Source organism: Streptomyces sp. NPDC096040 (assembly GCF_040303265.1).
Taxonomy (GTDB): domain Bacteria; phylum Actinomycetota; class Actinomycetes; order Streptomycetales; family Streptomycetaceae; genus Streptomyces.
In genome coordinates, this window is the sequence record NZ_JBEOTA010000022.1 from 39,612 (window position 1) to 63,417 (window position 23,806).

Annotated in this window: 31 protein-coding genes and 2 pseudogenes; 19 read left to right on the forward strand and 14 right to left on the reverse strand. The window is 70.3% G+C overall.

Going from position 1 to position 23,806, the window contains the following annotated elements:
- Positions 1-47 precede the first annotated feature (47 nt).
- Positions 48-1,835, forward strand: coding sequence for an ABC transporter ATP-binding protein (locus tag ABTY98_RS28010; RefSeq protein WP_352223779.1), 1,788 nt, complete (start codon positions 48-50; stop codon positions 1,833-1,835).
- On the opposite strand, the gene ABTY98_RS28015 is transcribed toward ABTY98_RS28010, so the two are convergent.
- Complete coding sequence (locus tag ABTY98_RS28015; RefSeq protein ID WP_352223780.1) at positions 1,825-2,547, reverse strand: response regulator transcription factor; 723 nt, start codon at positions 2,545-2,547, stop codon at positions 1,825-1,827. The genes ABTY98_RS28010 and ABTY98_RS28015 overlap by 11 nt on opposite strands.
- Positions 2,548-2,694: 147 nt before the next feature.
- Positions 2,695-3,432 (reverse strand): PH domain-containing protein, encoded by a 738-nt coding sequence (locus ABTY98_RS28020; protein WP_352223781.1) that lies wholly within the window; start codon positions 3,430-3,432, stop codon positions 2,695-2,697.
- A gap of 319 nt (positions 3,433-3,751) precedes the next feature.
- Between ABTY98_RS28020 and ABTY98_RS28025 the strand changes: the two genes are divergently transcribed.
- On the forward strand, positions 3,752-3,982 hold the full coding sequence (locus tag ABTY98_RS28025; RefSeq protein WP_352223782.1) for a DUF397 domain-containing protein: 231 nt from the start codon (positions 3,752-3,754) through the stop codon (positions 3,980-3,982).
- 11 nt (positions 3,983-3,993) lie between these two features.
- Here ABTY98_RS28025 and ABTY98_RS28030 read toward each other — a convergent pair.
- The 7 genes and pseudogenes from ABTY98_RS28030 to ABTY98_RS28060 form a co-directional block, all read right to left on the reverse strand.
- Positions 3,994-4,248: pseudogene (locus ABTY98_RS28030) on the reverse strand (sensor histidine kinase); the annotation flags it as partial.
- Between the two features lie 111 nt (positions 4,249-4,359).
- The gene (locus tag ABTY98_RS28035; RefSeq protein WP_352223783.1) at positions 4,360-5,838 is read right to left on the reverse strand and encodes a HAMP domain-containing sensor histidine kinase; all 1,479 of its coding nucleotides are present in this window, start codon (positions 5,836-5,838) and stop codon (positions 4,360-4,362) included.
- Positions 5,835-6,569, reverse strand: coding sequence for a response regulator transcription factor (locus ABTY98_RS28040; protein WP_352223784.1), 735 nt, complete (start codon positions 6,567-6,569; stop codon positions 5,835-5,837). The genes ABTY98_RS28035 and ABTY98_RS28040 overlap by 4 nt, the downstream gene beginning before the upstream one ends.
- A 118-nt stretch (positions 6,570-6,687) precedes the next feature.
- Positions 6,688-6,915 (reverse strand): hypothetical protein, encoded by a 228-nt coding sequence (locus tag ABTY98_RS28045; RefSeq protein WP_352223785.1) that lies wholly within the window; start codon positions 6,913-6,915, stop codon positions 6,688-6,690.
- A 41-nt stretch (positions 6,916-6,956) separates the two neighbouring features.
- Positions 6,957-8,120, reverse strand: a complete 1,164-nt coding sequence (locus ABTY98_RS28050; RefSeq protein ID WP_352223786.1) for a S1C family serine protease — start codon at positions 8,118-8,120, stop codon at positions 6,957-6,959.
- A 235-nt stretch (positions 8,121-8,355) separates the two neighbouring features.
- A complete protein-coding gene (locus ABTY98_RS28055; protein WP_352223787.1) occupies positions 8,356-9,378 on the reverse strand; it encodes a LacI family DNA-binding transcriptional regulator in 1,023 nt (340 codons plus the stop codon).
- A gap of 106 nt (positions 9,379-9,484) precedes the next feature.
- On the reverse strand, positions 9,485-10,282 hold the full coding sequence (locus ABTY98_RS28060; protein WP_352223788.1) for a response regulator transcription factor: 798 nt from the start codon (positions 10,280-10,282) through the stop codon (positions 9,485-9,487).
- A gap of 179 nt (positions 10,283-10,461) precedes the next feature.
- Between ABTY98_RS28060 and ABTY98_RS28065 the strand changes: the two genes are divergently transcribed.
- The 8 genes from ABTY98_RS28065 (at position 10,462) to ABTY98_RS28100 (ending at position 15,680) form a co-directional block, all read left to right on the forward strand.
- The gene (locus tag ABTY98_RS28065; protein ID WP_352223789.1) at positions 10,462-11,298 is read left to right on the forward strand and encodes an alpha/beta hydrolase; all 837 of its coding nucleotides are present in this window, start codon (positions 10,462-10,464) and stop codon (positions 11,296-11,298) included.
- A 76-nt stretch (positions 11,299-11,374) separates the two neighbouring features.
- Positions 11,375-11,629 carry a MoaD/ThiS family protein gene (locus ABTY98_RS28070; protein ID WP_352223790.1) on the forward strand — a complete coding sequence of 85 codons (255 nt, stop codon included), beginning with the start codon at positions 11,375-11,377 and terminating at the stop codon, positions 11,627-11,629.
- A gap of 9 nt (positions 11,630-11,638) precedes the next feature.
- A complete protein-coding gene (locus ABTY98_RS28075) occupies positions 11,639-12,766 on the forward strand; it encodes a hypothetical protein (RefSeq protein WP_352223791.1) in 1,128 nt (375 codons plus the stop codon).
- Between the two features lie 173 nt (positions 12,767-12,939).
- Positions 12,940-13,677: an LmeA family phospholipid-binding protein gene (locus ABTY98_RS28080; RefSeq protein ID WP_352223896.1), complete on the forward strand. Its 738-nt coding sequence runs from the start codon at positions 12,940-12,942 to the stop codon at positions 13,675-13,677.
- A 266-nt stretch (positions 13,678-13,943) separates the two neighbouring features.
- On the forward strand, positions 13,944-14,024 hold the full coding sequence (locus ABTY98_RS28085; protein WP_350751515.1) for an Ms5788A family Cys-rich leader peptide: 81 nt from the start codon (positions 13,944-13,946) through the stop codon (positions 14,022-14,024).
- A gap of 121 nt (positions 14,025-14,145) precedes the next feature.
- A complete protein-coding gene (locus tag ABTY98_RS28090) occupies positions 14,146-14,985 on the forward strand; it encodes a sulfurtransferase (RefSeq protein WP_352223792.1) in 840 nt (279 codons plus the stop codon).
- A 51-nt stretch (positions 14,986-15,036) separates the two neighbouring features.
- Positions 15,037-15,324: a DUF1416 domain-containing protein gene (locus tag ABTY98_RS28095; RefSeq protein ID WP_003991226.1), complete on the forward strand. Its 288-nt coding sequence runs from the start codon at positions 15,037-15,039 to the stop codon at positions 15,322-15,324.
- Positions 15,325-15,416: 92 nt separating this feature from the next.
- Positions 15,417-15,680, forward strand: a complete 264-nt coding sequence (locus tag ABTY98_RS28100; RefSeq protein ID WP_351328377.1) for a DUF3099 domain-containing protein — start codon at positions 15,417-15,419, stop codon at positions 15,678-15,680.
- A 13-nt stretch (positions 15,681-15,693) separates the two neighbouring features.
- Here ABTY98_RS28100 and ABTY98_RS28105 read toward each other — a convergent pair whose 3' ends face one another.
- Positions 15,694-16,539 (reverse strand): NAD(P)H-binding protein, encoded by an 846-nt coding sequence (locus ABTY98_RS28105; protein ID WP_352223793.1) that lies wholly within the window; start codon positions 16,537-16,539, stop codon positions 15,694-15,696.
- A gap of 107 nt (positions 16,540-16,646) precedes the next feature.
- Between ABTY98_RS28105 and ABTY98_RS28110 the strand changes: the two genes are divergently transcribed.
- The 3 genes and pseudogenes from ABTY98_RS28110 to ABTY98_RS28120 all read left to right on the forward strand — a co-directional run bounded on the left by ABTY98_RS28110 (position 16,647) and on the right by ABTY98_RS28120 (position 17,574).
- Complete coding sequence (locus ABTY98_RS28110; RefSeq protein WP_352223794.1) at positions 16,647-17,036, forward strand: winged helix-turn-helix transcriptional regulator; 390 nt, start codon at positions 16,647-16,649, stop codon at positions 17,034-17,036.
- A gap of 4 nt (positions 17,037-17,040) precedes the next feature.
- Positions 17,041-17,139, forward strand: a pseudogene (locus tag ABTY98_RS28115) (transposase); the annotation flags it as partial.
- A gap of 21 nt (positions 17,140-17,160) precedes the next feature.
- Positions 17,161-17,574 (forward strand): cytidine/deoxycytidylate deaminase family protein, encoded by a 414-nt coding sequence (locus tag ABTY98_RS28120; protein ID WP_352223795.1) that lies wholly within the window; start codon positions 17,161-17,163, stop codon positions 17,572-17,574.
- An 84-nt stretch (positions 17,575-17,658) separates the two neighbouring features.
- Here the strand turns inward: ABTY98_RS28120 and ABTY98_RS28125 are convergent, their stop codons facing one another.
- Together ABTY98_RS28125 and ABTY98_RS28130 are read right to left on the reverse strand one after the other, a co-directional pair.
- Positions 17,659-18,021, reverse strand: coding sequence for a DsrE family protein (locus ABTY98_RS28125; protein ID WP_352223796.1), 363 nt, complete (start codon positions 18,019-18,021; stop codon positions 17,659-17,661).
- A gap of 149 nt (positions 18,022-18,170) precedes the next feature.
- Positions 18,171-18,545: a hypothetical protein gene (locus ABTY98_RS28130; protein ID WP_352223797.1), complete on the reverse strand. Its 375-nt coding sequence runs from the start codon at positions 18,543-18,545 to the stop codon at positions 18,171-18,173.
- Positions 18,546-18,721: 176 nt separating this feature from the next.
- Here ABTY98_RS28130 and ABTY98_RS28135 point away from each other — a divergent pair, with 176 nt between their 5' ends.
- The gene (locus ABTY98_RS28135; protein ID WP_352223798.1) at positions 18,722-19,132 is read left to right on the forward strand and encodes a Scr1 family TA system antitoxin-like transcriptional regulator; all 411 of its coding nucleotides are present in this window, start codon (positions 18,722-18,724) and stop codon (positions 19,130-19,132) included.
- Positions 19,114-19,389, forward strand: coding sequence for a DUF397 domain-containing protein (locus ABTY98_RS28140; RefSeq protein ID WP_352223799.1), 276 nt, complete (start codon positions 19,114-19,116; stop codon positions 19,387-19,389). The genes ABTY98_RS28135 and ABTY98_RS28140 overlap by 19 nt, the downstream gene beginning before the upstream one ends.
- On the opposite strand, the gene ABTY98_RS28145 is transcribed toward ABTY98_RS28140, so the two are convergent.
- On the reverse strand, positions 19,376-19,927 hold the full coding sequence (locus ABTY98_RS28145; RefSeq protein WP_352223800.1) for a TetR/AcrR family transcriptional regulator: 552 nt from the start codon (positions 19,925-19,927) through the stop codon (positions 19,376-19,378). The genes ABTY98_RS28140 and ABTY98_RS28145 overlap by 14 nt on opposite strands.
- A 125-nt stretch (positions 19,928-20,052) precedes the next feature.
- Between ABTY98_RS28145 and ABTY98_RS28150 the strand changes: the two genes are divergently transcribed.
- Positions 20,053-20,793, forward strand: a complete 741-nt coding sequence (locus ABTY98_RS28150; protein ID WP_352223801.1) for an SDR family oxidoreductase — start codon at positions 20,053-20,055, stop codon at positions 20,791-20,793.
- Positions 20,794-20,900: 107 nt separating this feature from the next.
- Here ABTY98_RS28150 and ABTY98_RS28155 read toward each other — a convergent pair whose 3' ends face one another.
- Entirely contained in the window at positions 20,901-21,755 is an 855-nt protein-coding gene (locus tag ABTY98_RS28155) for a LysR family transcriptional regulator (RefSeq protein ID WP_352223897.1), read from the reverse strand.
- Between the two features lie 107 nt (positions 21,756-21,862).
- On the opposite strand from ABTY98_RS28155, the gene ABTY98_RS28160 reads away from it, so the two are divergent.
- The 3 genes from ABTY98_RS28160 (at position 21,863) to ABTY98_RS28170 (ending at position 23,605) form a co-directional block, all read left to right on the forward strand.
- Positions 21,863-22,330, forward strand: a complete 468-nt coding sequence (locus ABTY98_RS28160) for a cupin domain-containing protein (protein ID WP_352223802.1) — start codon at positions 21,863-21,865, stop codon at positions 22,328-22,330.
- On the forward strand, positions 22,327-22,683 hold the full coding sequence (locus ABTY98_RS28165; RefSeq protein WP_352223803.1) for a DoxX family protein: 357 nt from the start codon (positions 22,327-22,329) through the stop codon (positions 22,681-22,683). Before ABTY98_RS28160 ends, ABTY98_RS28165 begins: the two co-directional genes overlap by 4 nt.
- A gap of 346 nt (positions 22,684-23,029) precedes the next feature.
- Complete coding sequence (locus ABTY98_RS28170) at positions 23,030-23,605, forward strand: heme-binding beta-barrel domain-containing protein (RefSeq protein WP_352223804.1); 576 nt, start codon at positions 23,030-23,032, stop codon at positions 23,603-23,605.
- The last annotated feature ends 201 nt before the right edge of the window (positions 23,606-23,806 follow it).

A 23,806-nucleotide genomic window follows, 5' to 3' on the forward strand; every position in this document is an offset into this window, starting at 1 on the left:
CCCGCCTCGGCCATGTCCAGACAGATGAGAGAAGGGAGTTGTCGACCATGAGAGAAGCCTGGGTGGCCTTCCGCCGCTTCTGGCCGCTGACCCGCGGCGACCGCAGGTGGCTCGGCGCGATCATCGCCTGCGTGGTGGTGTCCGCGCTCGCCGAGACCGCCGCGATCCTGCTCTTCGCCAACCTCACCGACAACGCCCTGAAGGCCGGTTCGCTGTCCGCCTTCTGGGGCCCGGCCGGCGCCTGGCTGGGCGTCGCCGCACTCGGCGCGTTCGTCGGCTACTTCGGCAACTCGCTGGCCACCTGGACTGCCGAGAGATTCGTGCTGCGGCTGCGCGCCAAGGTCTTCCGGCACGTCCAGGACCTGCCCCCGCACTTCTTCCAGCGGCACCGCCAGGGCGACCTGGTGGAGCGCCTCACCGGTGACGTCGAAGCCATTGAGCAGATGGTCGTCTCGGGTGTCGTCGGCACCGTCGCCGCCGCGTTCTCCGCCGTCTTCTACGCGGCCGCCGCCTTCTGGCTGCGCTGGGACCTGGCGCTGGCCACCTTCGTCCTCGCGCCGCTGTTCCTGTTCGCCGCCCGTCGCTTCTCCGGCCGTATCAAGACGGCCTCCCAGGACGAGCGGGTCGCCGACGGCGCGATCACCTCCGTGGTCGAGGAGTCCCTCGGCAACGTCGTCCTCACCCAGGCGTACAACCGCCGCCGGGACGAGGAGAAGCGCCTCGACGTCGAGGCCCGCGCCTGGATGCGGGCGAGCGTGCGCGGGGCACGGCTCAGTGAGATGTACGCGCAGTTCGTCGAGGTCGTCGAAACCCTCTGCGTGCTGTCCGTGATCGGCCTGGGCGTCTGGGAGATCTCCGCCGGCCGGATGACCCTCGGCCAGCTCCTCGCCTTCGCCGCCTTCCTCGGCTACCTCTACCCGCCGATCCGCAACCTCGGCCAGCTCGGCCTCACCCTCACCGCGGCCACCGCGGGCGCGGAGCGCATCGGCGAGATCCTGGACGCCGAGCCCGCCGTCACCGACCCCGCCCGGCCGGTCGGCCCCTGGCCGGTGCGCGGCTGGGTCAGCTTCCACAACGTCTCCTTCCGCTACCCCGAGTCCCGCCGGGCCTCCCTCCGAGACGTCGACTTCGCGGCCGGCCCCGGCGAACTGGTCCTGGTCACGGGCAAGAGCGGCGCAGGCAAGTCCACCCTCTCCAAGCTCCTCACCCGCTTCTACGACCCCTCGGCCGGCGTGATCTGCCTGGACGGCGTCCCGCTCACCGACGTACCCCTGGAGTTCCTCCGGGAGAACGTGGCCCTGCTCCCGCAGCAGACGCTGATCCTCAACGGCACGGTCCGCGAGAACATCGGATGCGGACGGCCGGGCGCGACGGACACCGAGATCGAACAGGCGGCCAGGGACGCCGCCGCCCACCACTTCATCGCCGCGCTCCCCGAGGGTTACGACACCCACATCGCCCCCGGCACGGCCGCCCTCTCCGGCGGTCAGCTCCAGCGGATCGCCATCGCCCGCGCGATGCTGCGTGCCGCCCCGGTCCTCGTCCTCGACGAGCCGACGGCGGGCCTCGACGCGATCGCCGCCCGCCAGGTGGTGGCCCCGCTGCGCAGGCTGATGGCGGGCCGTACGACCATCATGATCACGCACGACCTCACCCTCGCCCCCGACGCCGACCGCATCCTGGTCGTCGACGGAGGCCGCCTGGTCGAGTCCGGCACGCACCCGGAACTGCTCGCCCGCAACGGCGCCTACGCGGCCCTCGCTCACCCCCTCCCGGAGGCGATCGCGGCGGAACCGGCGCCGGTTCCGGACGAGACGATGATCCTCAGGTGGTAGTGGCGCTCCTGAGCATGTACCCCGTCCCGCGCACGGTGTGGATGAGCCGCGGTTCGCCGCGGCTCTCCAGTTTCCGCCGCAGGTACATGATGTAGACGTCCAGCGTGTTGGAGGCGGGTTCGAACTCGAACCCCCACACGTCCCGCAGGATCCGCTCCCGGCTGAGCACCCGCCCCGGGTGCCGCAGCAGGAACTCCAGCAGCGCGTACTCGGTCCTGGTCAGGTCCAGCGCCCGCTCCCCGCGGTGCACGGTCCGGCTCCGCGCGTCCATGGCGACATCCCCGAAGACGAGAAACCGCCCGGACCGGCCGATCCCCGGGTCTGTCCTCGGCTCCCGCCGTGGACTGCGCCGCAGCAACGCCCGTACCCGGGCGAGGAGTTCCTCGGGCGCGAAGGACTTGGCCAGATATCCGTCCGCGCCGTTGTCGAGGGCGACGATGCGGTCTCCCACCGCGTTCCGGCCGGTGATCATCAGAATCGGCACGGTGGACCCGGAGGCCCGGATCCGCCGGGTGGCCGCCAGCCCGTCCAGCTCCGGCATCTCGACGTCCATCAGCACCAGGTCGGGCTCGCTCTCCGGGACCCGGAGGAGATCGAGGGCCACTCTGCCGTCCCCGGCGAGAAGGGTCTCGTACCCCTCGAACCTGAGCAGCCGGCCGATCCCATCCCTCACGGCCGCGTCGTCATCGGCCAGCAGAATCTTCCTCGCCATCCGACAAAAGTGTGACGAGGGGCTGTGAGAGGGCTGGGTGAGGGGTGTGGCTGGGCTACGGCTGCCGGCGGGCGGTCACCCGGACGGCTCGCCGGCCCCGGTTCACTGGTGCGCGGCTGGGAGAGGGTAAGACCGCTTGCCGTGACGTCAGTAGGGCTGCCGGGTCAGGGAGCGCGGCGGCCGGGTGCTCCAGTACCACTGGAGTACGGCGCTCAGGAGGACGCCCGAAGCCAGTGGCACGCAGACGAGCAGCAGAAGGGGATGGACCGCCCAGTCCGTGAACACCAGCGCCACGGAGACCACCATCATCACGAACATCATCGCGATGGCTCCGTACACGCCCCACAACCATGCCTTGCGCCGCACGGCCCCCCGCAGGATCCGCGCCTCGACGTCCGGGCGCCGCCCCCAGCTGAGGCTGCGCTGCGGCGCGGCGGCCAGGCACAGCTCCGAGACCTCGGCGTAGGGGTCGGCCAGCTGCCAGTCGTCGAGGTGCGGGAGCAGGAAGCGGCGGCCGTCGAAGTCGTACAGGTAGGTGAGCCACTGGGGTGCCATCCGCCCGTTGCCGCGCGGGGCCGGCTCGACCCGGATGTCGTACACCTCGGACCAGTTCCAGGTACGGGTCCGCAGCAGCCCCCGTGCGGTGATCCCGGCGCTCGTGACCCTGGTGTACGCCCGGTACTGCTCCAGTACGATCCGCGTCAGGGTCAGGAGGATCAGCAGCCCGAAGAGGGGCGGCCCCCACCACTGCCCGCCGTCGCCCTCGTCGTAGAGACGGCCGGTCTGCAGGAGGGCGTTCATCAACAGCGCCCCCAGCAGGACGAGATAGGTCCCGGGCAGTCTTCGCCGCTTCCGGTACTCCCGTTCGACCCCGCCCACGTCCATGTGCAGTGCCCCTCCCCAGGCGCACCGAACGGGTGCGCGACTGGGGAGAGGATATGGCCGCTGCCTGAGGCGTCAGGAGGCGGTGGGCGTTCCGCTCCGTCCTCGCTCGAACGTGTGACCTGGAGCCGATTCCCCTGGTCACTCGCGGTGCTTTACCTCCCGTGATCAGCCCCCCCTTGCGGAGGAGGTGTCACCTTGGCTGCTCTCGCCGTAGCCGCCGCCGGCAATCGGAGGGTGGCCGGGTCTTCGAAGTCCGGATCGGTGATTGGAGGTTCCGTGCCAGGTCCAGCGACTACGACCAGCTCCTCCGTGGTCGTGAGTGGCACGGATCTGCCCCAACTACCTCTCAGGTGTCGGCCGCAAGTCGAGCTACAGCGAAGGGGGAGCCAACGACTGCGTCGAGGTCGCCGACGGCTACCCCGGCATAGTCCCCGTCCGGGACAGCAAGAGCCCAGCGGGCCGCCCGTTGCTCATCTCGGCCGCGTCCTGGTCGGTGTTCGTGGAGCAGGTCAAAGGGGAGGCGCGCCTCACGCCCTCGCGTGAGGCCTGAAGCCGAACCTCTTACACCGCCTCGGGAGGAGCCGTCGGCGCCCCCGGCAGTCGTACCGTCGCCACGGTCCCGCCGCCGTTCGCGCGGGACAGGGTGACGTTGCCGCCGGCCTGCTGGACCGTGCGGGCCACGATGGACAGGCCGAGGCCGGAACCGGGCAGGGCGCGGGTGCTCGGGCTGCGCCAGAAGCGGTCGGAGGCGTGGGGGAGTTCGTCCTCGGGGATGTCGGCGCCGTGGTTGCGAACCGCGAGGCCCGTCGCTTCAGGGCGACGTCGATCTTGCTTGACTGAAGCGCTGCGTCGTCTTTGCCGATGGCATACAGGCGGGCCGGTCTGCTCCCCATGGCCCGAAGAGAGCCCGCGCTGTCTTCTAACCTCTTACACCGCCTCCGGCGGAGCCGTAGGTGCGCCCGGCAGCTGTACCGTTGCCACCGTGCCGCCGCCGTTGGCGCGGGACAGGGTGACGTTGCCGCCGGCCTGCTGGACCGTGCGGGCCACGATGGACAGGCCGAGGCCGGAGCCGGGCAGGGCGCGGGCGCTCGGGCTGCGCCAGAAGCGGTCGAAGACGTGCGGGAGTTCGTCTTCCGGGATGCCGGGGCCGTGGTCGCGGACGGTGAGGACGCCGCGGTCGAGGACGACGTCGATCGTGCCGCCCTCGGGGCTGAACTTCACGGCGTTGTCGAGGATGTTGACGATCGCCCGCTCCAGGGCGGAGGGCTCGGCGCGCACGAACCACGGCCGGACGTCCGCCGTGATCTTCAGCTCCGGGCCGCGCAGGCGGGCGCGGCGCAGGGCCGCCTCGAGCGTGTCCTGGAGGGCGACCACCTGGACCCGTTCGCCGCGCTGGCCCTCCGAGCGGGACAGCTCCTGGAGGTCGCCGATCAGCGACGCCAGCTCCGTCATCTGCGCCTTCACCGAGGCGAGCAGCGCCTTGCGGTCCGCCGGGGGGATCGGGCGGCCGGTCTCCTCGCTGCGGGTGAGGAGTTCTATGTTCGTACGGAGGGAGGTGAGGGGGGTGCGGAGTTCATGGCCGGCGTCGGCGATGAGCTGCTGCTGGAGTTCGCGGGAGCTCGCGAGGGAGGTGGTCATGCTGTTGAACGACCGGGACAGACGCGCGATCTCGTCGTCCGACTCCTCCTCCACCGGGATGCGGATGCTCAGGTCCTCGGTCCGGGCGACGTGTTCGACGGCCTCGGTCAGCTCGTCGACGGGACGCAGACCGGCCCGGGCGACGGCGAGGCCCGCGGCTCCGGCGCCGATGACTCCGATGCCGGAGACGAGGAGGAGGAGCAGGGCCAGGTCAGCAAGCGTCTTCTGGGTGTTCTTGAGAGGGACAGCGCTCATGAGGGCGACATCGGGGTAGATCCGGGGCCCCGAGCCGATGCCCTGGCCGACGACGACCAGGGGGACTGTCAACACACGGACATCGTTTCCTGAGGTGTCCAGGCCGTTGCGGTAATAGCCCTTGCCGCTCGCTGGGTTCTTTGCAACTGCCTTGTCTGAAGCAGCCGTCTTCATGGCGGCGGTGGATTCCGCAGAGACACAGAACGTACCGTCGGCCTTGACCAACTGCGTGTAGTAGGAGTCATGCGCCCGCAGACCGCCCAAGCCCGAGTCCGTCGTCGCGGCCGGCTCCTGAGGGCACGCGGCAAGGAGATCCACCACGTCGTCGATCTGCACCGGCCGTTGTACCGACTTCTTCAGATCGGCGTCCACCTGGTCGTACAGCTTCCCCTGCACGATGAACCAGCAGGTCACCGACACCGCCGCCACCGCGAACGCCACCGCCGCCGCGACCAGCATCGACAGGCGGGCGCGGATCGGGAGGTTGCGGAAGCGGCGGGCGAGCCCGGTCACTCGGCGCCGCCCTGGCGCAGGACGTATCCGACGCCGCGCACGGTGTGGACGAGGCGGGGTTCGCCGCCGGCCTCGGTCTTGCGGCGGAGGTACATGACGTAGACGTCGAGGGAGTTGGAGGAGGGCTCGAAGTCGAAGCCCCAGACGGCCTTGAGGATCTGCTCGCGGGTGAGGACCTGGCGGGGATGGGCCATGAACATCTCCAGGAGCGTGAACTCCGTGCGGGTCAGCTCCACCTGCCGGCCGGCCCGGGTGACCTCGCGGGTCGCCAGGTCCATGCGCAGGTCGGCGAAGGTGAGCGCGTCGTCCTCCGGGCCCCCGTCGGCCACCGAGCCCGCGTAGAAGCTGCGGCGGAGGAGGGCACGGATACGGGCGAAGAGTTCGTCGAGTTCGAAGGGCTTGACCAGGTAGTCGTCCGCCCCGGCGTCGAGGCCGGTGACGCGGTCGCCGACGGTGTCGCGGGCCGTCAGCATCAGGATCGGGGTCGTGTCGCCCGCCCCGCGGATCCGGCGGGCCGCGGTCATGCCGTCCATCCGCGGCATCTGGATGTCGAGGACGATCAGGTCCGGCTTGTAGGCCGTGGCCTTCTCCAGCGCGTCCGCCCCGTCGACCGCGACCTCGGTCTCGTACCCCTCGAAGGCCAGGCTGCGCTGGAGGGCTTCGCGTACGGCCGGCTCGTCGTCGACGATCAGGATGCGCTGGGGGTCACGGTCGCCTTCGGCGGGGCTCATCGTTCGCGGTTCCTCGGGGTGTGATGGATCGGGGGGGGCGGTGGTTCGTGGGAGGACGCCTCTCAGCCTCGCATGTTTCGGGGCTGTCGGGTATGCACGCCGGTGGGGCGGTACGCCCCTAACCGCGTACCAGAGTCATCCGGCTCAGGGGCACCTTGCGCTGGTGCGGCCGGGCCGCGGTCACGCGCAGCCCCATCAGCTCCGGGGCCGGCACGATCTCCGGGGCGCGCGGGGCCGGGGCCACCGCCGCCTCGGTCGGCGCGTTGAGCTCGTACGCCACCTCAAGGGCGAGGTCGAAGCCGGCCGGGTTGTCACCGCTCGTGTGGTGCGAAACCTGCTTGATCATGACGTACTCCCTTGCGCTCGGTGTGCTCGTGGTGCCGTGCTTCAGCTGGTGGAGCCCGCCCGCAGCTTGGCCAGGTCGGACTTGACGGTGTTGATCGGGATGGCGAAGCCGAGGCCGACGCTGCCCGCGTCCGAGGAGGACGACGAGGAGTCCGAACTGGCCGAGTACATCGCCGAGTTGATGCCGATGATGTTGCCGCCGGCGTCGATCAGCGCGCCGCCGGAGTTGCCGGGGTTCAGCGAGGCGTCGGTCTGGATCGCCTTGTAGGTCGTCGTCGAGGAGCCCGTGTCGCCGTTGAACTGCCGGCCGCCGAAGGAGAACGGCCACTGTCCGTCGCCGCCGCTGCCCTGGCTCTGCTGGTCCTGGCCCTCGTCGGTGGAGACGGTCACGTCCCGGTTGAGCGCGGAGACGATGCCGCTGGTGACGGTGCCGCTGAGGCCCTCGGGGGAGCCGATCGCGACGACCGTGTCGCCGACCTGGACGCCGTCGGAGTTGCCGAGGGTGGCGGTCTTGAGGCCGGAGGCGCCCTGAAGCTTGACGAGGGCGAGGTCCTTGGCGCTGTCGGTGCCGACGACCTTGGCGGTGTAGGACTTGCCGGTGCTGGTCGTCGCCTTGATCGACTGCGCGCCGGAGATCACGTGGTTGTTGGTGATGATCTCGCCGTTGCTGCTGCTGATGACGACGCCGGAGCCGGTGGAGGTGCCGTTGCTGAGGGTGGCGGTGATCTCGACGACGCTCGGGCTGACGGCGGCGGCGATCGTGGCGACGTCACCCTTCTTGCTGGAGGGCACCACGCTGGTGGTGGTGCTGCTGGAGACGGTGTCGTTCTTGCCGGTCAGCTCCTGGAAGGCGTACGCGGTGCCGCCGCCGACGGCCGCCGCGACGATCGCGACCGCGGCGAGGAGGGCTATCGGGCCCCGGGTGCGCTTCTGCTTCGCGTGGGCCGAGTGCTCCGTGGTGTGCTCCGGGTGCTCCGCCGTGTACTGCGGCGGCACCGCCGCGTACCCCGGGAGCTGCGCGGTCCGCGGCTCCACGGTGACCGGCTGAGCGGCCTGCTGCGTCGGCTGGTGGGCCGGCGGGGGCGGCCACTCCGGGTTCACGGGGGTGGAGGCGTGCTGCTGCTGGGGGTACGCGCCCTGGTAGGCGTCACCCTGGGGACCCTGGGGGTTCTCGTACTCGCCGCTGCGGCGGAGGCTCTCGGTCATGACAAGTAGCTTGTCCCGTGACCATGAGAGCTTCCTGAGGGTCCGCTGAGAACGCCGCGAGAAGCGTGTTTGCCCGATATAAGGAAGCGTCTCGCAGGCCGGGCGGGGTTCTCAGAAACTGTTCATGAAGGGTTTCCTGTGGGTCCTGTGGCCGCGGCCCGGTGGGGGCTGGTCGCGCCGTTCCCCGCGCCCCCAAAGGCAACTCAGCTGGGCCCACGCAAAAGGGCGCAACGAACTATCCGCACCCACACGACCCACGCACCACCAGCCGCGAAGGAAACGTCTTCAACCGCTCCCGCCGCGACCCCGCCACCCGCAGCCCGTCGTCCAGCACCAGGTCCAACGCCGCCCGGGCCATCGCCGGGCGGTCCGATGCGATCGTTGTCAGCGGCGGATCCGCCAGCCCCGCTTCCTTGATGTCGTCGAAGCCGGCCACCGCCAGCTCCCCCGGCACGTCGATGCGCAGCTCGCGGGCCGCCCGCAGCAGGCCGATCGCCTGGTCGTCGGTGGAGCAGAAGAACGCCGGCGGCCGGTCGGGGCCGGCCAGCACCTCCAGGGCCACCCGGTACGCGTCGTACCGGTTGTACGGAGCCTCGAACAGCCGGCCCTCCGTGGTCAGGCCCGCCTCGGCCATGGCCCGCTTCCAGCCCTCGACGTGGTCGGAGACCGGGTCGCCGACGGCCGGGGTCTCGGCGGTGCCGCCCATACAGGCCACGTACTCGTAGCCGTGTTCCAGCAGGTGCCGGACGGCGAGCTGGGCGCCGCCCAGGTCGTCCGTCACCACCGCCACGTCGTCGATCGCCTCCGGCCGCTCGTGCAGCAGCACCACCCGGGCGTCCCAGGCGTCGATCTCGGCGGCGGCCAGGTCGTTCAGGGCGTGGGAGACGAGGATGAGGCCCGAGACCCGCATCCCCAGGAACGCGCGCAGGTAGTGGACCTCGCGCTCGGCGACGTAGTCGGTGTTGCCGACCAGGACCATCTTTCCGCGCTCGGACGCGGCCTGTTCCACCGCGTGCGCCATCTCGCCGAAGAAGGGCTGACGGGCGTCCGGGATGATCAGGCCTATGAGGTCCGTGCGCCGGGACGCCATCGCCTGGGCGACCCGGTCGGGCCGGTACCCCAGTTCCTTGATCGCGGCGAGGACACGCTCGCGCGTGGCCGGTGCGACCGGCCGGGGTCCGTTGTTGATGACATAACTGACAACGGCGGTCGAAGTACCCGCCAGCCGCGCCACATCATCCCGAGTCACCTTGGGCACGCGCGGAGTCTACGCGGATGGACCCGCTCTGGGCAGGGCGTATCGAAGCTTCGCTTGCGGAAGCAGTGCCCGTCCGGGCGACGGCCATGCCTCGCCCGGACGTCCGCTACGCCTCCGCGATCACCTCGGCCGTCCCCAGGGCCGCCGAAGCGTCCGCATCCTCCGGCTTTGGACCCTCCGCCCGCGCCCTGGCCTCGTCGCTGACCCGCTCTCCCCGCTCTCCCCGCTCGCCCTTCTCGGGGGTAACGAATCGATAACCGACGTTCCGGACGGTTCCGATCAAGGACTCGTGCTCGACGCCGAGTTTGGCGCGCAGCCGTCGTACGTGTACGTCGACGGTCCGGGTGCCGCCGAAGTAGTCGTACCCCCAGACCTCCTGGAGCAGCTGTGCACGAGTGAACACCCGGCCGGGGTGCTGGGCCAGGTACTTGAGGAGCTCGAACTCCTTGAAGGTGAGGTCGAGGACCCGTCCCTTGAGTTTCGCGCTGTACGTCGCCTCGTCGACCGAGAGGTCGCCGTTGCGGATCTCCATGGGGGAGTCGTCGTTGACGATCTGCTGGCGGCCCATGGCGAGCCGCAGCCGTGCCTCGACCTCCGCCGGGCCGGCGGTGTCGAGGAGTACGTCGTCGATACCCCAGTCGGCGGTGACGGCGGCGAGCCCGCCCTCGGTGACGACCAGGATCAGCGGGCAGCCGGGGCCGGTCGACCGCAGCAGCTGGCAGAGGCTGCGCACCTGCGGGAGGTCGCGGCGGCCGTCGATCAGGATGGCGTCGGCCCCCGGGGTGTCGACGAGGGCGGGGCCTTCGGCCGGGGCGACCCGCACGTTGTGCAGGAGCAGGCCGAGGGCCGGCAACACCTCCGTCGACGGTTGGAGGGCGTTGGTCAGGAGCAGCAGAGAACTCATACGTCTGGTTCCTCCTCGGTCCCTGCGAGGACTGTGTGCAATGACACTGCGCTGCGCTCCCGATGCTCCATACACCCGCGGTCACCTGGAGTTTCCCGCTTCGTATACAACGCTTCCGAAAGCACAAAAGGACCCGGTGGCGGCGCTGCCCGAGTCCTCTGCCCAGCAGAATAGCCCACATGAGCATCGGTCCGGCAGGTCATGTGGCACGTTCCGCCGTTCGTCCGACATATGAGACGACCAGAAACGCCTCTATGCGGACGTTTCTGCGCACGGACGACGGGGTTTCCATCGATTCCGTATACGATCCCGCCTCCGTTGTATACGACGGTTCCCGGCCACCCTCCCGTGATCTGGTGTTCGTCATGGCCCACGGTTTCACGGGCGACGTGGACCGGCCACACGTACGACGGGTGGTGACCGCCCTGCGGCGTTACGCGCCGGTGGTCAGCTTCTCCTTCCGGGGCCACGGCCGCTCCGGCGGCCGCACCACCGTCGGCGACCGCGAGGTCCTCGACCTGGTGGCGGCGGTGCGCTGGGCGCGCCACTTCGGGCACTCCCGAGTGGTGACCGTCGGCTTCTCGATGGGCGGCTCGGTGGTGCTGCGGCACGCGGCGCTGAACGCCGGGGTGGACGCGGTGGTCTCCGTGTCGTCCCCCGCCCGCTGGTACTACCGGGGCACCGCACCCATGCGCCGGGTCCACTGGCTGGTCACCAGACCCGAGGGGCGTCTGGTCGGCCGCTACGGCTTCCGCACCCGAATCCACTACCGCGACTGGGACCCGGTGCCCCTGTCCCCGGTGGAGGCGGTGCCGAAGATCGCCCCCACTCCGCTGCTGATCGTGCACGGCGACAGCGACGGCTACTTCCCGGTCGACCACCCCCGGATGCTGGCGGCCGCCGCCGGTGACGCCGCCGAGTTCTGGCTGGAGCCCGGCATGGGCCACGCCGAACACGCGGCGGACGACCGGCTGCTGGCCAGGATCGGCGACTGGGCGGCCTCCCGGGCGGGCTAGCCTGAGCCTGTACAACAGCCACACAGTTACCCAGCCGACCGATTGTTCTTTCTAACTGAGTCTCTTGAGGAACCTGATGCCCAAGGTCACGGTGCGCTACTGGGCCGCCGCGAAGGCCGCGGCCGGCATCGCCGAGGAGCCGTACGACGCGGACACCCTCGCCGAGGCGCTGGACGCGGTACGCATGCGACACCCCGGGGAACTCGCGCGCGTCCTGCGGCGATGCTCCTTCCTCATCGACGGTGACCCCGTGGGGACGCGCGAGCATGAGACGGTACGGCTGGCCGAGGGCGGCACGGTCGAGGTGCTCCCGCCGTTCGCAGGAGGGTGAGCGAGACCGATGACCAACCAGCCGTACGAGGGCTACGACCCGTACCAGCAGCCCCCCGCCCAGCAGCAGTGGGCCTACGACGAGCAGCAGTACGCCACGCAGCAGTGGCAGGGGCAGACCTGGGAGACGCAGACGCACGCGCCCGTGGAGGCGGCGCAGCCGCAGGCGCCGGCGGCGGAGACGGCGTATATGCACCAGCAGCCCCAGCAGCAGCCCCAGCAGCAGCCCCCGCAGTCGTACGCACCGGCACAGCAGCAGCCGATGTACGCACAGCAGCCGCAGCAGGCACCGCAGCCGACGCACACCCCGCCCCCGGCCCCGGCGCCTGCCCCCGGCCCCGCTGAGCCCGGCACCGGCTACGGTCCCGCCACCCTCGCAGGCAACGCGCGCATCACCGACGCGCAGCGGGCCCGCCTCGAAGGCCGTTCGCCGATCATCGAGCCGGGGATGCAGCCGGCCCTGCTGACCGGCCTGCTGGGTCTGCTGCTGGCGGTGGCGGCCCCGGTGTCGTCGTACGCCCTGGTGGTCCCCCTGGTGATCCTCCAGGCGGTGACGGCGGCGGGCTGGTTCCGGCTGAACGGCATGTGGCCCGCCCGGCAGGGCATCGCCTTCGCCTTCCTGGGCGCGCTGGCGGCGGACGCGGCGGTACTGGTGGCGGGCCGCGACCAGGCCCCGGCGGCGATCCTCGGCCCGCTGGGCATCTGGGTCCTGCTGTCCCTGGTCCTCCAGCTCCGCTCGCACGCGGACCCCGACACCCGTATGTACGGTCTGATGGCAACGGTCGCCTCCTCCGCACTGGCGATCATCGCGACGGGCTTCCTGGGCGCGGACCCGGACGCGGCGTCGGTGGGCGCGGCGGCGGTCGCGGTGGCGGTGGTGGCACGGGCGCTGCCGCTGCCGACGGTGGCGTCGGTGATCGTGTCGGTGCTGGCCGCGGCCGGGGCGGGCATCGCGGTGGGCGGTATGACCGGGGTGGGCGCCAAGGGCGCGCTGATCGGAGCTGGGGCCGCGGTGTGCGCGCTGGCCGGGCACCGGGCGGCGAGCTACGACTACCCGTCGAAGTTCGTCCACTTCACGGCGGGCGTGGCGCTGCCGCTGGCCGCGGCGGCACCGGCGGTGTGGATCCTGGGGCGCTGATGCCGGCGCCCCGTCAAGGGGGTGGGCCCGCCACCACTGTCACAGGTGGTCGACAATCCCGGGTGGGACCGCTCCCGCGGGGCTAGCGTGAGATCACCGACGTGCACAGCGTCCACAGCATGCACAGCCGAATCGCCGACCCGTCGACCTGCCGACCCGGGGGAACCCATCACATGCGCGCCCTGCGAATATTCCTGATCCTCGTCGTCATCCTCGGCGTGCTCTTCGTGGTCGTCGACCGCGTCGCCGTGCACTTCGCCGAGGGCCAGGCCGCCGACAAGCTGAAGACGACGGAAGACCTCGCGAGCACCCCCGACGTCTCCATCAAGGGCTTCCCGTTCCTCACCCAGGTCGCCGGCGGCACGCTGGACGACGTGGTGGTCGGCATCAAGGAGTACGACGCCACCACCGGCACCGCCGGCAAGACGATCCGTATCGAGGACCTGAAGGCCGACATGAAGGGCGTCACCTTCACCGGCGACTACAGCTCCGCCACCGCCCAGACCGCGACCGGCACCGCGCTCGTCTCCTACAGCGAACTGCTGAAGAACGTGAGCGCCCAGCCCACCGACCTCGGCCTCGGCTTCACCGGCAAGGTCGTCGGTCTCGCCGACGGCGGCAACGGCAAGATCAAGGTCACCCTCGACGTCACCGTCCCCGGCGTCAACGCCCACCAGAAGGTCCCCGTTCTCAGCACGGTCGCCGTCAAGGACAACACCGTGCAGGTGCACGCCGACAACCTCCCCAAGCTCGCCGGGGTGAACCTAGTCGAGGACCGGTTCCGGCAGGCCGCCGACTTCCAGCAGGCGATCAGCCGGCTTCCTGGCGGTGTCCAACTGGACAAGGTGGAGGCGGCGGCGGACGGTGTGGAGATCGGGGTGAAGGGTTCGAACGTCAGGCTGGCGGGGTAGAAGGCGCCACGGCGGCGGCCGAGGGGACCCGGTCCATCGGGCGAGACGCCCGAGAGGGCCGGTTCCATCGGCCGGGACGGCCGACGGGCTCCGTCCAGTAGTCGAGACGGCGCCGTCCGTACCGTAGATGCCACGACGGCGCCTGCGGGGCGGCCGCGGCCCGATCACGCCTCGCGCCCTCACCTCATCCCATAATCCGGACGATCGCGTCTCACAATGCGACATGCCGGTGACATGCCCGGTCATCCGTCCCTACGATCGAGCCCATGAAGCGTCAGGCGGATCTCACGAAGCGGCGGGCAGTCGACCTGTGCCGCGTGGCCGCCATGCTCTGTCGCCCCTTCTGACGGCGGAGGCCCCTGCCTCCGCATCCCCCCTGCCCTCCCACGCCGAGGGCATCCGTGCGCGCCTGCGCGCACCCACCCGCACTCGCACGCCCCGCCGCAACTGCCCCGGAGGAGAAAGCGCATGAGCCGCAGCGACGTCCTGGTCGACGCCGACTGGGTCCAGGACCACCTGGACGACCCGAGCATCGCGATCGTGGAGGTGGACGAGGACACGTCCGCCTACGAGAAGAACCACATCCGAGGCGCGATCCGCATCGACTGGACCAAGGACCTGCAGGACCCGGTCCGCCGCGACTTCATCGACCAGGAGGGCTTCGAGAAGCTCCTGTCGGCGAAGGGCATCGCCAACGACACGCTGGTGATCCTGTACGGCGGCAACAACAACTGGTTCGCGTCCTACGCCTACTGGTACTTCAAGCTCTACGGCCACGAGAACGTCAAGCTCCTCGACGGCGGCCGCAAGAAGTGGGAGCTGGACGCCCGCGAGCTGGTCGAGGAGGTCCCGGAGCGCCCCGAGACCACCTACACGGCCAAGCCGCAGAACAAGGCCATCCGCGCCTTCCGTGACGACGTCGTCGCCGCGATCGGCGCGCAGAACCTGGTCGACGTGCGTTCGCCCGACGAGTTCTCCGGCAAGCTGCTCGCCCCGGCCCACCTGCCGCAGGAGCAGTCGCAGCGCCCGGGCCACGTCCCGACCGCCCGCAACATCCCGTGGTCGAAGAACGCCAACGACGACGGCACCTTCAAGTCGGACGACGAGCTCAAGGAGCTCTACGCCGAGGAGCAGGTGGACCTCGCCAAGGACACCATCGCCTACTGCCGTATCGGCGAGCGCTCGGCGCTGACCTGGTTCGTCCTGCACGAGCTGCTCGGTGTCGAGAACGTCAAGAACTACGACGGCTCGTGGACCGAGTACGGCAGCCTCGTCGGCGTCCCGATCGAGCTCGGCGCCAACAAGTAGGAACAAGCAAGTCCCCAGACCGACCTTTCAAGACCTCAACAGGAGTACGACATGTGTGGAGCGAAGGCCGGCGGCCCGGACGCCTCGACGATCAAGCCCGGTGAGACCACGATCCAGGGTCAGGTGACGAAGGACGGCGAGCCCGTGGTCGGCTACGTCCGCCTCCTGGACTCGACCGGCGAGTTCACCGCGGAGGTCCCCACCTCCGCCACCGGACAGTTCCGCTTCTACGCAGCGGAGGGCACCTGGACCGTCCGCGCCCTCGTTCCCGGCGCCACCGCCGACCGCACGGTCGTCGCCCAGCAGGGCGGCCTGGCCGAGGTCGCGATCGCGGTCTGACCGACAGGCAAGCGCAAGGGCCGCACCTCCCTGGTCGAAGACCTGAGGCGCGGCCCTTCGCCGTGTCCGGACCCCGGACCTACCCTGGATGCATGCTGGCACGGCGCCGTCGCGTGTACTTCGTCATGATGGGGATCTGCATCGGTCTCTTCGTCCTGGCCTGGGGAGTCGTACGCATCTGGTCCGTCCCCGCCGCCGTGGGGATGTGCGTGGTGGCCATGGTGATCCCGCCCGTCGCCGCGATGGTCGCGAACCGCCGGGGCCCCGACGACCGCTGGTGGGACGACCCCTCCGGCGATCCCAAGTCCGACGAGTGGTGGGACGAGCTGGACGGGAAGAAGCGCCCCCGGTCCTGATGCCCCCGGTCGCTCACCGGAACGCTTCGACGTTGCGCCGGGCCCACTCGGCGAAGGCCCGGGGCGGACGCCCGAGCACCCCCTCGATGTCCGGGCTGAGCCGCACCTCGCCGGCGTTGGGCTCGCCGAGGACGGCCAGCGTCGTCTCCACCACCGGCTCCGGCATGAACGCTGCCATCCGCGCGTACGCCTCGGCCCGGGTCAGCTCCACGAACCGCACCGCCTCGCCGAGCGCCGCACCGATGGCCGCCGCCTGCTGCCGGGGCGTGACGAGCGCCGGCCCGGTCAACTCGTAGACCCGGCCCGTGTGTTCGTCCTTGCGCAGCGCCACCGCGGCGACCTCCGCGATGTCGGCCGGATCGACCACCGGGATCCCGACGTCAGCGAACGGCGCGGCGACAGTCCGCTCGGCGCGCACCGACTCCGCCCAGGCGTAGGCGTTGGAGGCGAAGCCGCCGGGCCTGAGAACCGTCCAGGCCAGGCCCGACGCCCGCACCGCGTCCTCGATCGCCCGCATCACCCCGCCGTGCGAGGGCGACTCCGGCCTGGTCACCACCCCCTGCGAGGAGAGCAGCACCACCCGGCCCACCCCGGCTTCCGCGGCCGCCGCCAGCACGGCCCGCGCGTCGAGCCCGTGTCCGCCCGTGCCGCCGTCGTGCAGGAACAGCGCCTCGGCACCGTCGAGCGCGGGCCGCAGAGCCCGCGGCTCGGCCAGGTCGGCGCGCACATGGACGGCACCGCTGGGCAGGTCCACGGGGGCGATCCCCCGTGACACCGCCGTCGCCCGCTCCCCGGCCGCCGCCAGGGCCGCCACCAGCGACCTGCCCACGTTCCCGGTCGCACCTGTCACCACGATCATGCTCAACTCCCGTATTTTCCGGTGGACTTTCGCGATGACAGCGACGCTAACAGCGCCGGTATAGTAGGTACCTAGAGGAAAGTGACTACCTCAGAGGGATGTGGCTCATGGCGACCGAGACACGACGACCGGCGCCCGACGCCCTGTCCGACCCGGAGCTGGCCTGCCCGGTCTCCCCGGTCGTGGACATCGTGTTCAGCCGGTGGACCACACCGATCCTCTGGTCGCTGCACACCTTCGGCCGCCAGCGGTTCGTCCAGCTGGAGCGCCGTATCAAGGGCATCACGCCGAAGGTGCTCACCCAGCGGCTGCGCCAGCTGGAGCGCGACGGCCTGGTGGTGCGCACTTACCACCCCGAGGTGCCGCCGCGCGTCGAGTACGAGATCAGCGACCTCGGCAGCACCCTCGCCCCGCTCTTCGCCCACCTCGCCGAGTGGGCCGACGCCCACCTCGACCACGTCGAGGCGGCCCGGGAGCACTACGACGCGGGAACCTAGTGCCGGGCAGGGCAGCATGATCTGCCGCTACATCATCTGGTGGAACAAGCACACCACGGATATTCGCTTGCGCAGCCTCGTCACTCGGGTCAACGTCGCCTGACACCTGACGAAGGCGGAGAAGATGACCACGCAGACTCACCAGGTCGACCACGAACTCATCCAGGCCGCGGCGCACATCGCCCGCACCCGCTGCCGGGGCGACAACCACACCATGGCAGCCGCGGCCCGCGCCCGGGACGGCCGGATCGTCACCGCGGTGAACGCCTACCACTTCACGGGAGGCCCCTGCGCCGAGCTGGTGGTCATCGGCGCGGCAGCCGCCCAGGGCGCCTACGAGCTGGACACGATCGTCGCCGTGGGAGACCGCGACCGGGGGGTTGTTCCGCCGTGCGGCCGGTGCCGTCAGGTCCTTCTCGACTACTTCCCCGCCCTCAAGGTCATCGTCGGTAAAGACGACCACATACGAACCGTCCTCATCACCGACTTGCTGCCCGAAAGCTACGTCTGGGGAGACCACCGGCTCGACGCGGAGTAAACCCGCGCCACTCAGCCCTCGACACCGCCGCACGAGGCGGCACCACCGGGAGCCGACAACAGGGCGAACGTCCCTGATGCGGCACTAATAGACGAGCGCCTGCGTTCCCTCCGCCAGCGCCTCCTGCACGAAGACCTGCGCGCCCGCGATCCGTACGCCCTCGATGACGTCCTTCTCCGTGATGTCCCGGCGGGCCGCGCACTGCGTACAGAGCGTGAGCGTGCCGCCCGCCAGGATCGAGTCCACCAGATCCGGCAGCGGAGCGGCATGCGGCAACTCGAACTCGGCGGCCCGCCCCGGCAACGCGAACCACGAGGACTCACCGGTCAGCCACATCGACACCTCGACGCCACTGGCCACGGCCACCGCCGCCACCGTGAACGCCTGCGAGCACCGCTCCGGGGCGTCCGCCCCGGCCGTCACCTTGATCACGAGCTTCTTCGCCATGCGTGCAGGGTAATCCCGGCCCGCGCCCGCCTACGCCGGTGTCAGCCCCGCGTAGTCCGCGAATATCCGGCGATACCTCGTGTGCCGGGTCTCCTGGGTGTGCCCGCACCTCCCTGACACACACCGCGCCGCGTACTCCGGCTGGCGGGTCATGGCTGGTGCTCCGTGCGCTGGTGCAGGCGCAGCAGCACGTTCGCGTCGGTGGCCGCGCTGTGGTCGTGGACGGCCAGGGCCGTCTCACGGCGGTCGTCGAGATCCGCGCACTCGGCGCAGCCGGGGACCGGCCGGGGCGGGCGGCTCAGATCGTCGGGAGACGGCGGTACGGACCACGTGCTGCGGTCGTTCGCCGCGCGTACGCCGGCGCTGATCCGCTCTCTGTCCGTAGCGGGCCGTAGCGCCGCCGGGTCGGCCTGCCACTCTCTGCCGCCGCCGACGGGACGCAGCATCGCGTACGGCCCCGACTGGTCCCGGTACTCGCCGACCTGGTCGGTGGCGGTGTCGTAGAGCAGGGTTCCGGGTTCCATGGCATTCGCTCCTTTCGTCCAACATCTATACGAAATGCGTGAGTTGGACTACTCTGGGTATCGAGGCTGCTACGAGGATGACCCGGAGGTGGAGTCGGCACGCCGGTGGCGAGCGGTTCTTCCCCGTCTGGCGGCGCTAATTCCACAAATTCCATGGCGTACCAGGGAGGGGTGCGGTGCCGCAGAGGCGGGTGGTGACGGGGCGTAGTCAGGAGCCCAGGCAACGGTTCGCGGAGGAGTTGCGGCACCTGAGGGCGGAGAGGGGGGTGAGCTTAAGGGAGCTGGCCGAGGAACTTGGCTGGGACGCCTCCAACTTCGGCAAGATGGAGAGCGGGCGGAGTTTGGGGAGCCCGGAGATCGTGGAGGCGTTGGATCAGTCAGCCGTGAAGTTCCTGCGGTTGCCGGACGGCCGTACGGTCGCCTACACCGAGAACGATTTGCGTGGTGAACTGGTGGAGGAAATTGCCTCAGTTGTGCTGCTACTGCGTAGGCACGATGCGATGCGTGACCTGGCGCTGTCACCGGTTGAGTCGCGCAAGTTCATCCTGCGGATGTTGGAGGAAGTGCCGTGCGAGCCGTCGACCTAAGTGGCGTGACGTGGCGCGAGAGCAGCTACAGCAACACGAGTGGCGGCGATTGCGTCGAGGTCCCCGACGAACTCCTGGCCGCCGCCGCTTGGCGCAAGAGCAGCTACAGCAACTCCGACGGCGGCCAGTGCGTCGAAGTCGCCGCCGGTCTCCCCTCCCTCGTCCCCGTCCGTGACAGCAAGGCCCCCGACCGCGAAGCCCTCCTCTTCGAGGCCTCCGCCTGGGCGGCCTTCATAGACGGAGTCAAGCGGCGCTGACCCTCAGTCCGTCCAGCGTGAGGTCGAGCAGGCGCTCGGCCCTTTCCCGTTGTTCGGGCCTCGCCGAGGTGAGGGCGATGCCTTCGAGGGCGGTGGCCAGGTCGGCGGGGCTGATGTCCGTGCGGATCGCGCCGACGGCCACACACGGGTCCATCAGCGCGGTGATGGCGGCCCGGATCATGTCCCGGCTCTGGCCGTAGGGGCTGTTTCCCGTCGCGGCGATGGCGCGCAGGGCGTCGATCATGCCGTACTTCGTGGTGACGTAGTCCAGGAAGAGGCGGGTCCAGGCGTGCAGGGCGTCGAAGGGCGGCTTCGCCGCGAGCAGACCGGGGACGGCGTCGCAGAGCTGGGCCACCTCGTTGCGGTAGACGGCCTCGATGAGGGCCTCCCGGGTGGCGAAGTTGCGGTAGAGGGTCGCGCTGCCCACACTCGCCTCCTTGGCGATGCGCTCCAGGTGCACGTCCAGCCCCTCCTCGGCGAACATCCGCACCGCGGCCGCGAGGACCTTGTCTCTGTTGCGCTGTGCGTCGGCTCGCAAGGAGGTCTCCTTCGACTTGCTAAACGGAGGCGTCCCCACTTAGCGTGGGGATAAGTGGTGGCGCCTCCACTTTCATCGTAGGTCATGGTCTGACCTGCGCACATCCCCCTTGGAGGGCGTTGATCATGTCATCAGGGATCGAGGGCAAGGTCGTAGCGATCACCGGTGCCAGCAGCGGCATCGGCGCGGCGACGGCGGCCTACCTCGCCGAGAGAGGGGCGCGGCTCGTCGTCGGGGCCCGGCGGGAGGACCGGCTGAACGCGGTGGTGGAGGAGATCACGGCGAAGGGCGGCGCGGCCGTCGGGGTCGTCGTGGACGTGACGCGTCGCGAGGATCTGGGGCGCCTGACGGATACGGCGGTGGATCGGTTCGGCCGGCTGGATGTGCTGGTCTCCAATGCCGGGACGATGGCGGTGTCACCGTTCGACGAACTGCGCCAGGACGACTGGGACGCGATGGTGGCGACGCATGTCACCGGCCTGCTGAACGGCATCGGCGCGGCGCTTCCCGTCTTCCGGCGGCAGCGCTCCGGCCAGTTCGTCAACGTCGCCTCCACCGCGGCCTACGTCGTGAAGTCCCCGCAGGGCGTCTACGCGGCCACCAAGACGGCGGTGAAGGTGCTGACCGAGGGGCTGCGGCAGGAGTCGGGGCCCGATCTGCGGGTCACCCTGGTCTCGCCCGGGTTCACCGACACGGAGGGGGTGGGGAAGGGGGGAAGCCCCGAGGTTGCGGCCGCGCTGGCCCGGCAGCGCGACGAGATCACCATGCCGCCCTCCGCCGTCGCGTCCGCGATCGGTTACGCGATCGAGCAGCCCGCCGGTGTCGACATCAGCGAGATCGTCGTCCGGCCGACCGTGCAGGCCTGACGCCTGACGGCGCCTCGGCTCACGGGTTGCCGGGGCCCCGGCGCACAGCGCGTGGTCGATCAGGGCGTGCCGCTCCGGCTACCGTCATCCGGTCGAGACCGGCCCCCTCACGCGGAGCGGTACGCGGCGGTCGCCGTCCGGACGAACGACCGGAGCAGGGGGCTCGTGTCGCTCTCCCGCCACGCCACCACCACCCGGCTCGGCCGCATGTCCACGACCGGCACCACGGTGAGCCCGGCGCCCGGCTCATGGCCGGTCAGCGTCATGCCCACCGTGCCGTTCCACAGCACCGCCTGCCGGCACTCCTGAACGGCACGTACGACCGGGCCCTCCCGGTCCTCCCCGCCGTTCCAGTACGACTGCCAGAGCCGATCCGTGCCCTCCGGGAACCGGAACCACCGCCGGTCGGCCAGGTCGGCCAGCTTCAGGCTCTCCCGGCGGGCCAGCGGATCGTCGGCGCGGAGCAGCGCGCCCACCGGATCGGCCCGCAACTCGCGTACCACCAGCCCTGTTTCGTCGAAGGGCGCCCGGGTCAGGGCGATGTCCACGAGCCCGGCGTGCAGCCCGCACGTGGGGTCGGTGAGGTCGGTCTCGCGGATACGGATCTCGACGCCCGGGTGGCGTTCGCGGTAGGCACGGGCCAGCCGGCGCACGCCCGGATCCGTGCTGTCGCCGAGGAGACCGACGGTGAGCGTCGCGGCACCCGCCGCCGTGGCGACCCGTACGCGCAGTCTGTCGGCCTGGTCGAGGAGCGCACGGGCCTCGTCGAGGAGTACGGCTCCGACGGGGGTGAGGGTGACGCCGGCCGAGGACCGCACGAGGAGCGTCGCGCCGACCTCGCTCTCCAGCCCCTTGATCGCACGGCTCAGCGGGGGCTGGCTCATATGGAGCCGTGCGGCGGCCCGGCCGAAGTGGAGTTCCTCGGCGACGGCCACGAAATAGCGCAGCGTCCGTAGCTCCAAACGTTCCATCCGCTCCGTACCCTGCATACAGCCACGATACCGATCAGGTATCGAGTCGACGGAACAGGTCTTGGACAGACGTACCGCCCCGGCCGTCGAATCGAAGCATGACAACTCACGACCACACCACCCCCGCGGTATCCGTCGTCGGCCCGGACGACGGCGAGGTGCTCGTCCTCGGCACCACCCGCATGCGCGTCCTGGAAGACGGCCGCACCACCGGCCACCGTCTCGGCCTCGCCGAGTCCGTCCTCGCCCCGCACACCCCCGGCCCTCCGCAGCACCGGCACGCCCAGCACGACGAGGGCTTCTACGTCATCTCCGGATCCGTGCGCTTCACGGTCGGGGAGGACGACTACGACGCCACCGCGGGCACCCTCGTGATGGTGCCGCCCGGCGCCCCGCACACCTTCGCCAACGTCACCGACGAACCGGCGGTCATGCTCAGCACGTTCACGCCCGACCTGTACGTGCAGTACTTCCGGGACCTGCGGGACCTGTTCGCGACCGGAGAGCTGACCCCGCGGGCGAGCGTCGAGGTGATGAGCCGTTACGCCACCGAACCCGCCTCATGAGCCTCGCCTACTGGATCGTCGCCGGACTCCTCGCCCTCTTCTACCTCTACGCGGGCGGGCTGAAGGTCGTCCGGAGCCGGGAGCGGCTGCGGCCGATGATGGCGTGGGTGGACAGCATGCCGTTACCGGCGGTGCGGGCGATCGGGACCGTCGAGGTGCTCGGCGCGCTCGGCCTGGTGCTTCCGCGCCTGACCGGCATCGCCCCCTGGCTGGCCGTGGCCGCCGCGACGGGGTTCGTCGTCCTCCAACTCGGCGCGATCAGAGTCCACCTGAAGATGGGCGACCGCCAAGTCGCCCTGAACATCACGGTGTTGCTCGCGGCGGCGGTGACCGCCTGGCTCGCGGCGGTGTAAAGGACCTGCCGCGTTCGCAGCGGCAGGAGCTGAAGCGGATCGACCGGAACCCGGTCAAGGGCATGGCCTCCCCTTCCAGCAGTTCCAGCAGACGGTCACCCTGCAGAGCGAGCTGCTGGCCTGACCCCACCCGGGCACACCTCGCCAAGAGCCCCGGGCCCCGGCCGCGTAAGCTGGGGCCCGGCTCTTGTACGTACGCCCACCCTCGCTCAAGGAGCACCCGTGGAGATCTTCTTCGAAACCCTGCTGGTCCTGGTCTGCGTCGGCGTCATCGCCTTCGCCGGGCTGACCGTGAAGAAGCTTTACCAGGGCCAGCGCTGATCCACACCCTCTAGGAACCGCCGTCATGATCGAGATTCCGTCCGACCTGCACAAGGACCTGGTACCGCTCGCCTTCCTGCTGGGCAACTGGGCCGGCGCGGGCGTCCACGACTTCCCGGGCTCGGAGAAGTGCAACTTCGGCCAGGAGGTCACCTTCACTCACGACGGGCGTGACTTCCTGGAGTACCACTCCCAGACCTGGGTGCTGGACAACGACGGGAACAAGGTCCGCCCGCTGGAGACCGAGCACGGCTTCTGGCGCATCGACGCCAACCGCAAGGTCGAGGTCACGATGACCCGCGACGACGGCGTGATCGAGATCTGGTACGGCGAGATGGCCGACCAGAAGCCGCAGATCGACCTGGTCACGGACGCCGTGGCCCGCACCGCCTCCTCCGCCCCGTACAGCGGGGGCAAGCGCCTGTACGGCTACGTCAAGAGCGACCTGATGTGGGTGGGGGAGAAGCAGACCCCCGAGGTCGAGCTGCGCCCGTACATGTCCGCCCACCTGAAGAAGGTCGTCACCCCGGAGGACGTCGAGCGCTGGGCCAAGGCCCTCCCCGCCGATATGCCGGACGACGGCATCGCCTTCTTCAAGTAACGGGCCCGTATCGTCACCGGCTTCTTCATGTCCCCCGCGCCGCAGCGGCCCGGGGGACATTGTGCTGTGTGACGCATGAAGGAGCGTGTTAACCCCACACGGGTTAACAAAAGACACTGCATGGCAATGCGCTTGCAGGCGGCGCCAGTGCGTGGCTACAGTGACGATGTCTTCGGGGAGTGAGCGCGAACGTCGCGCGAA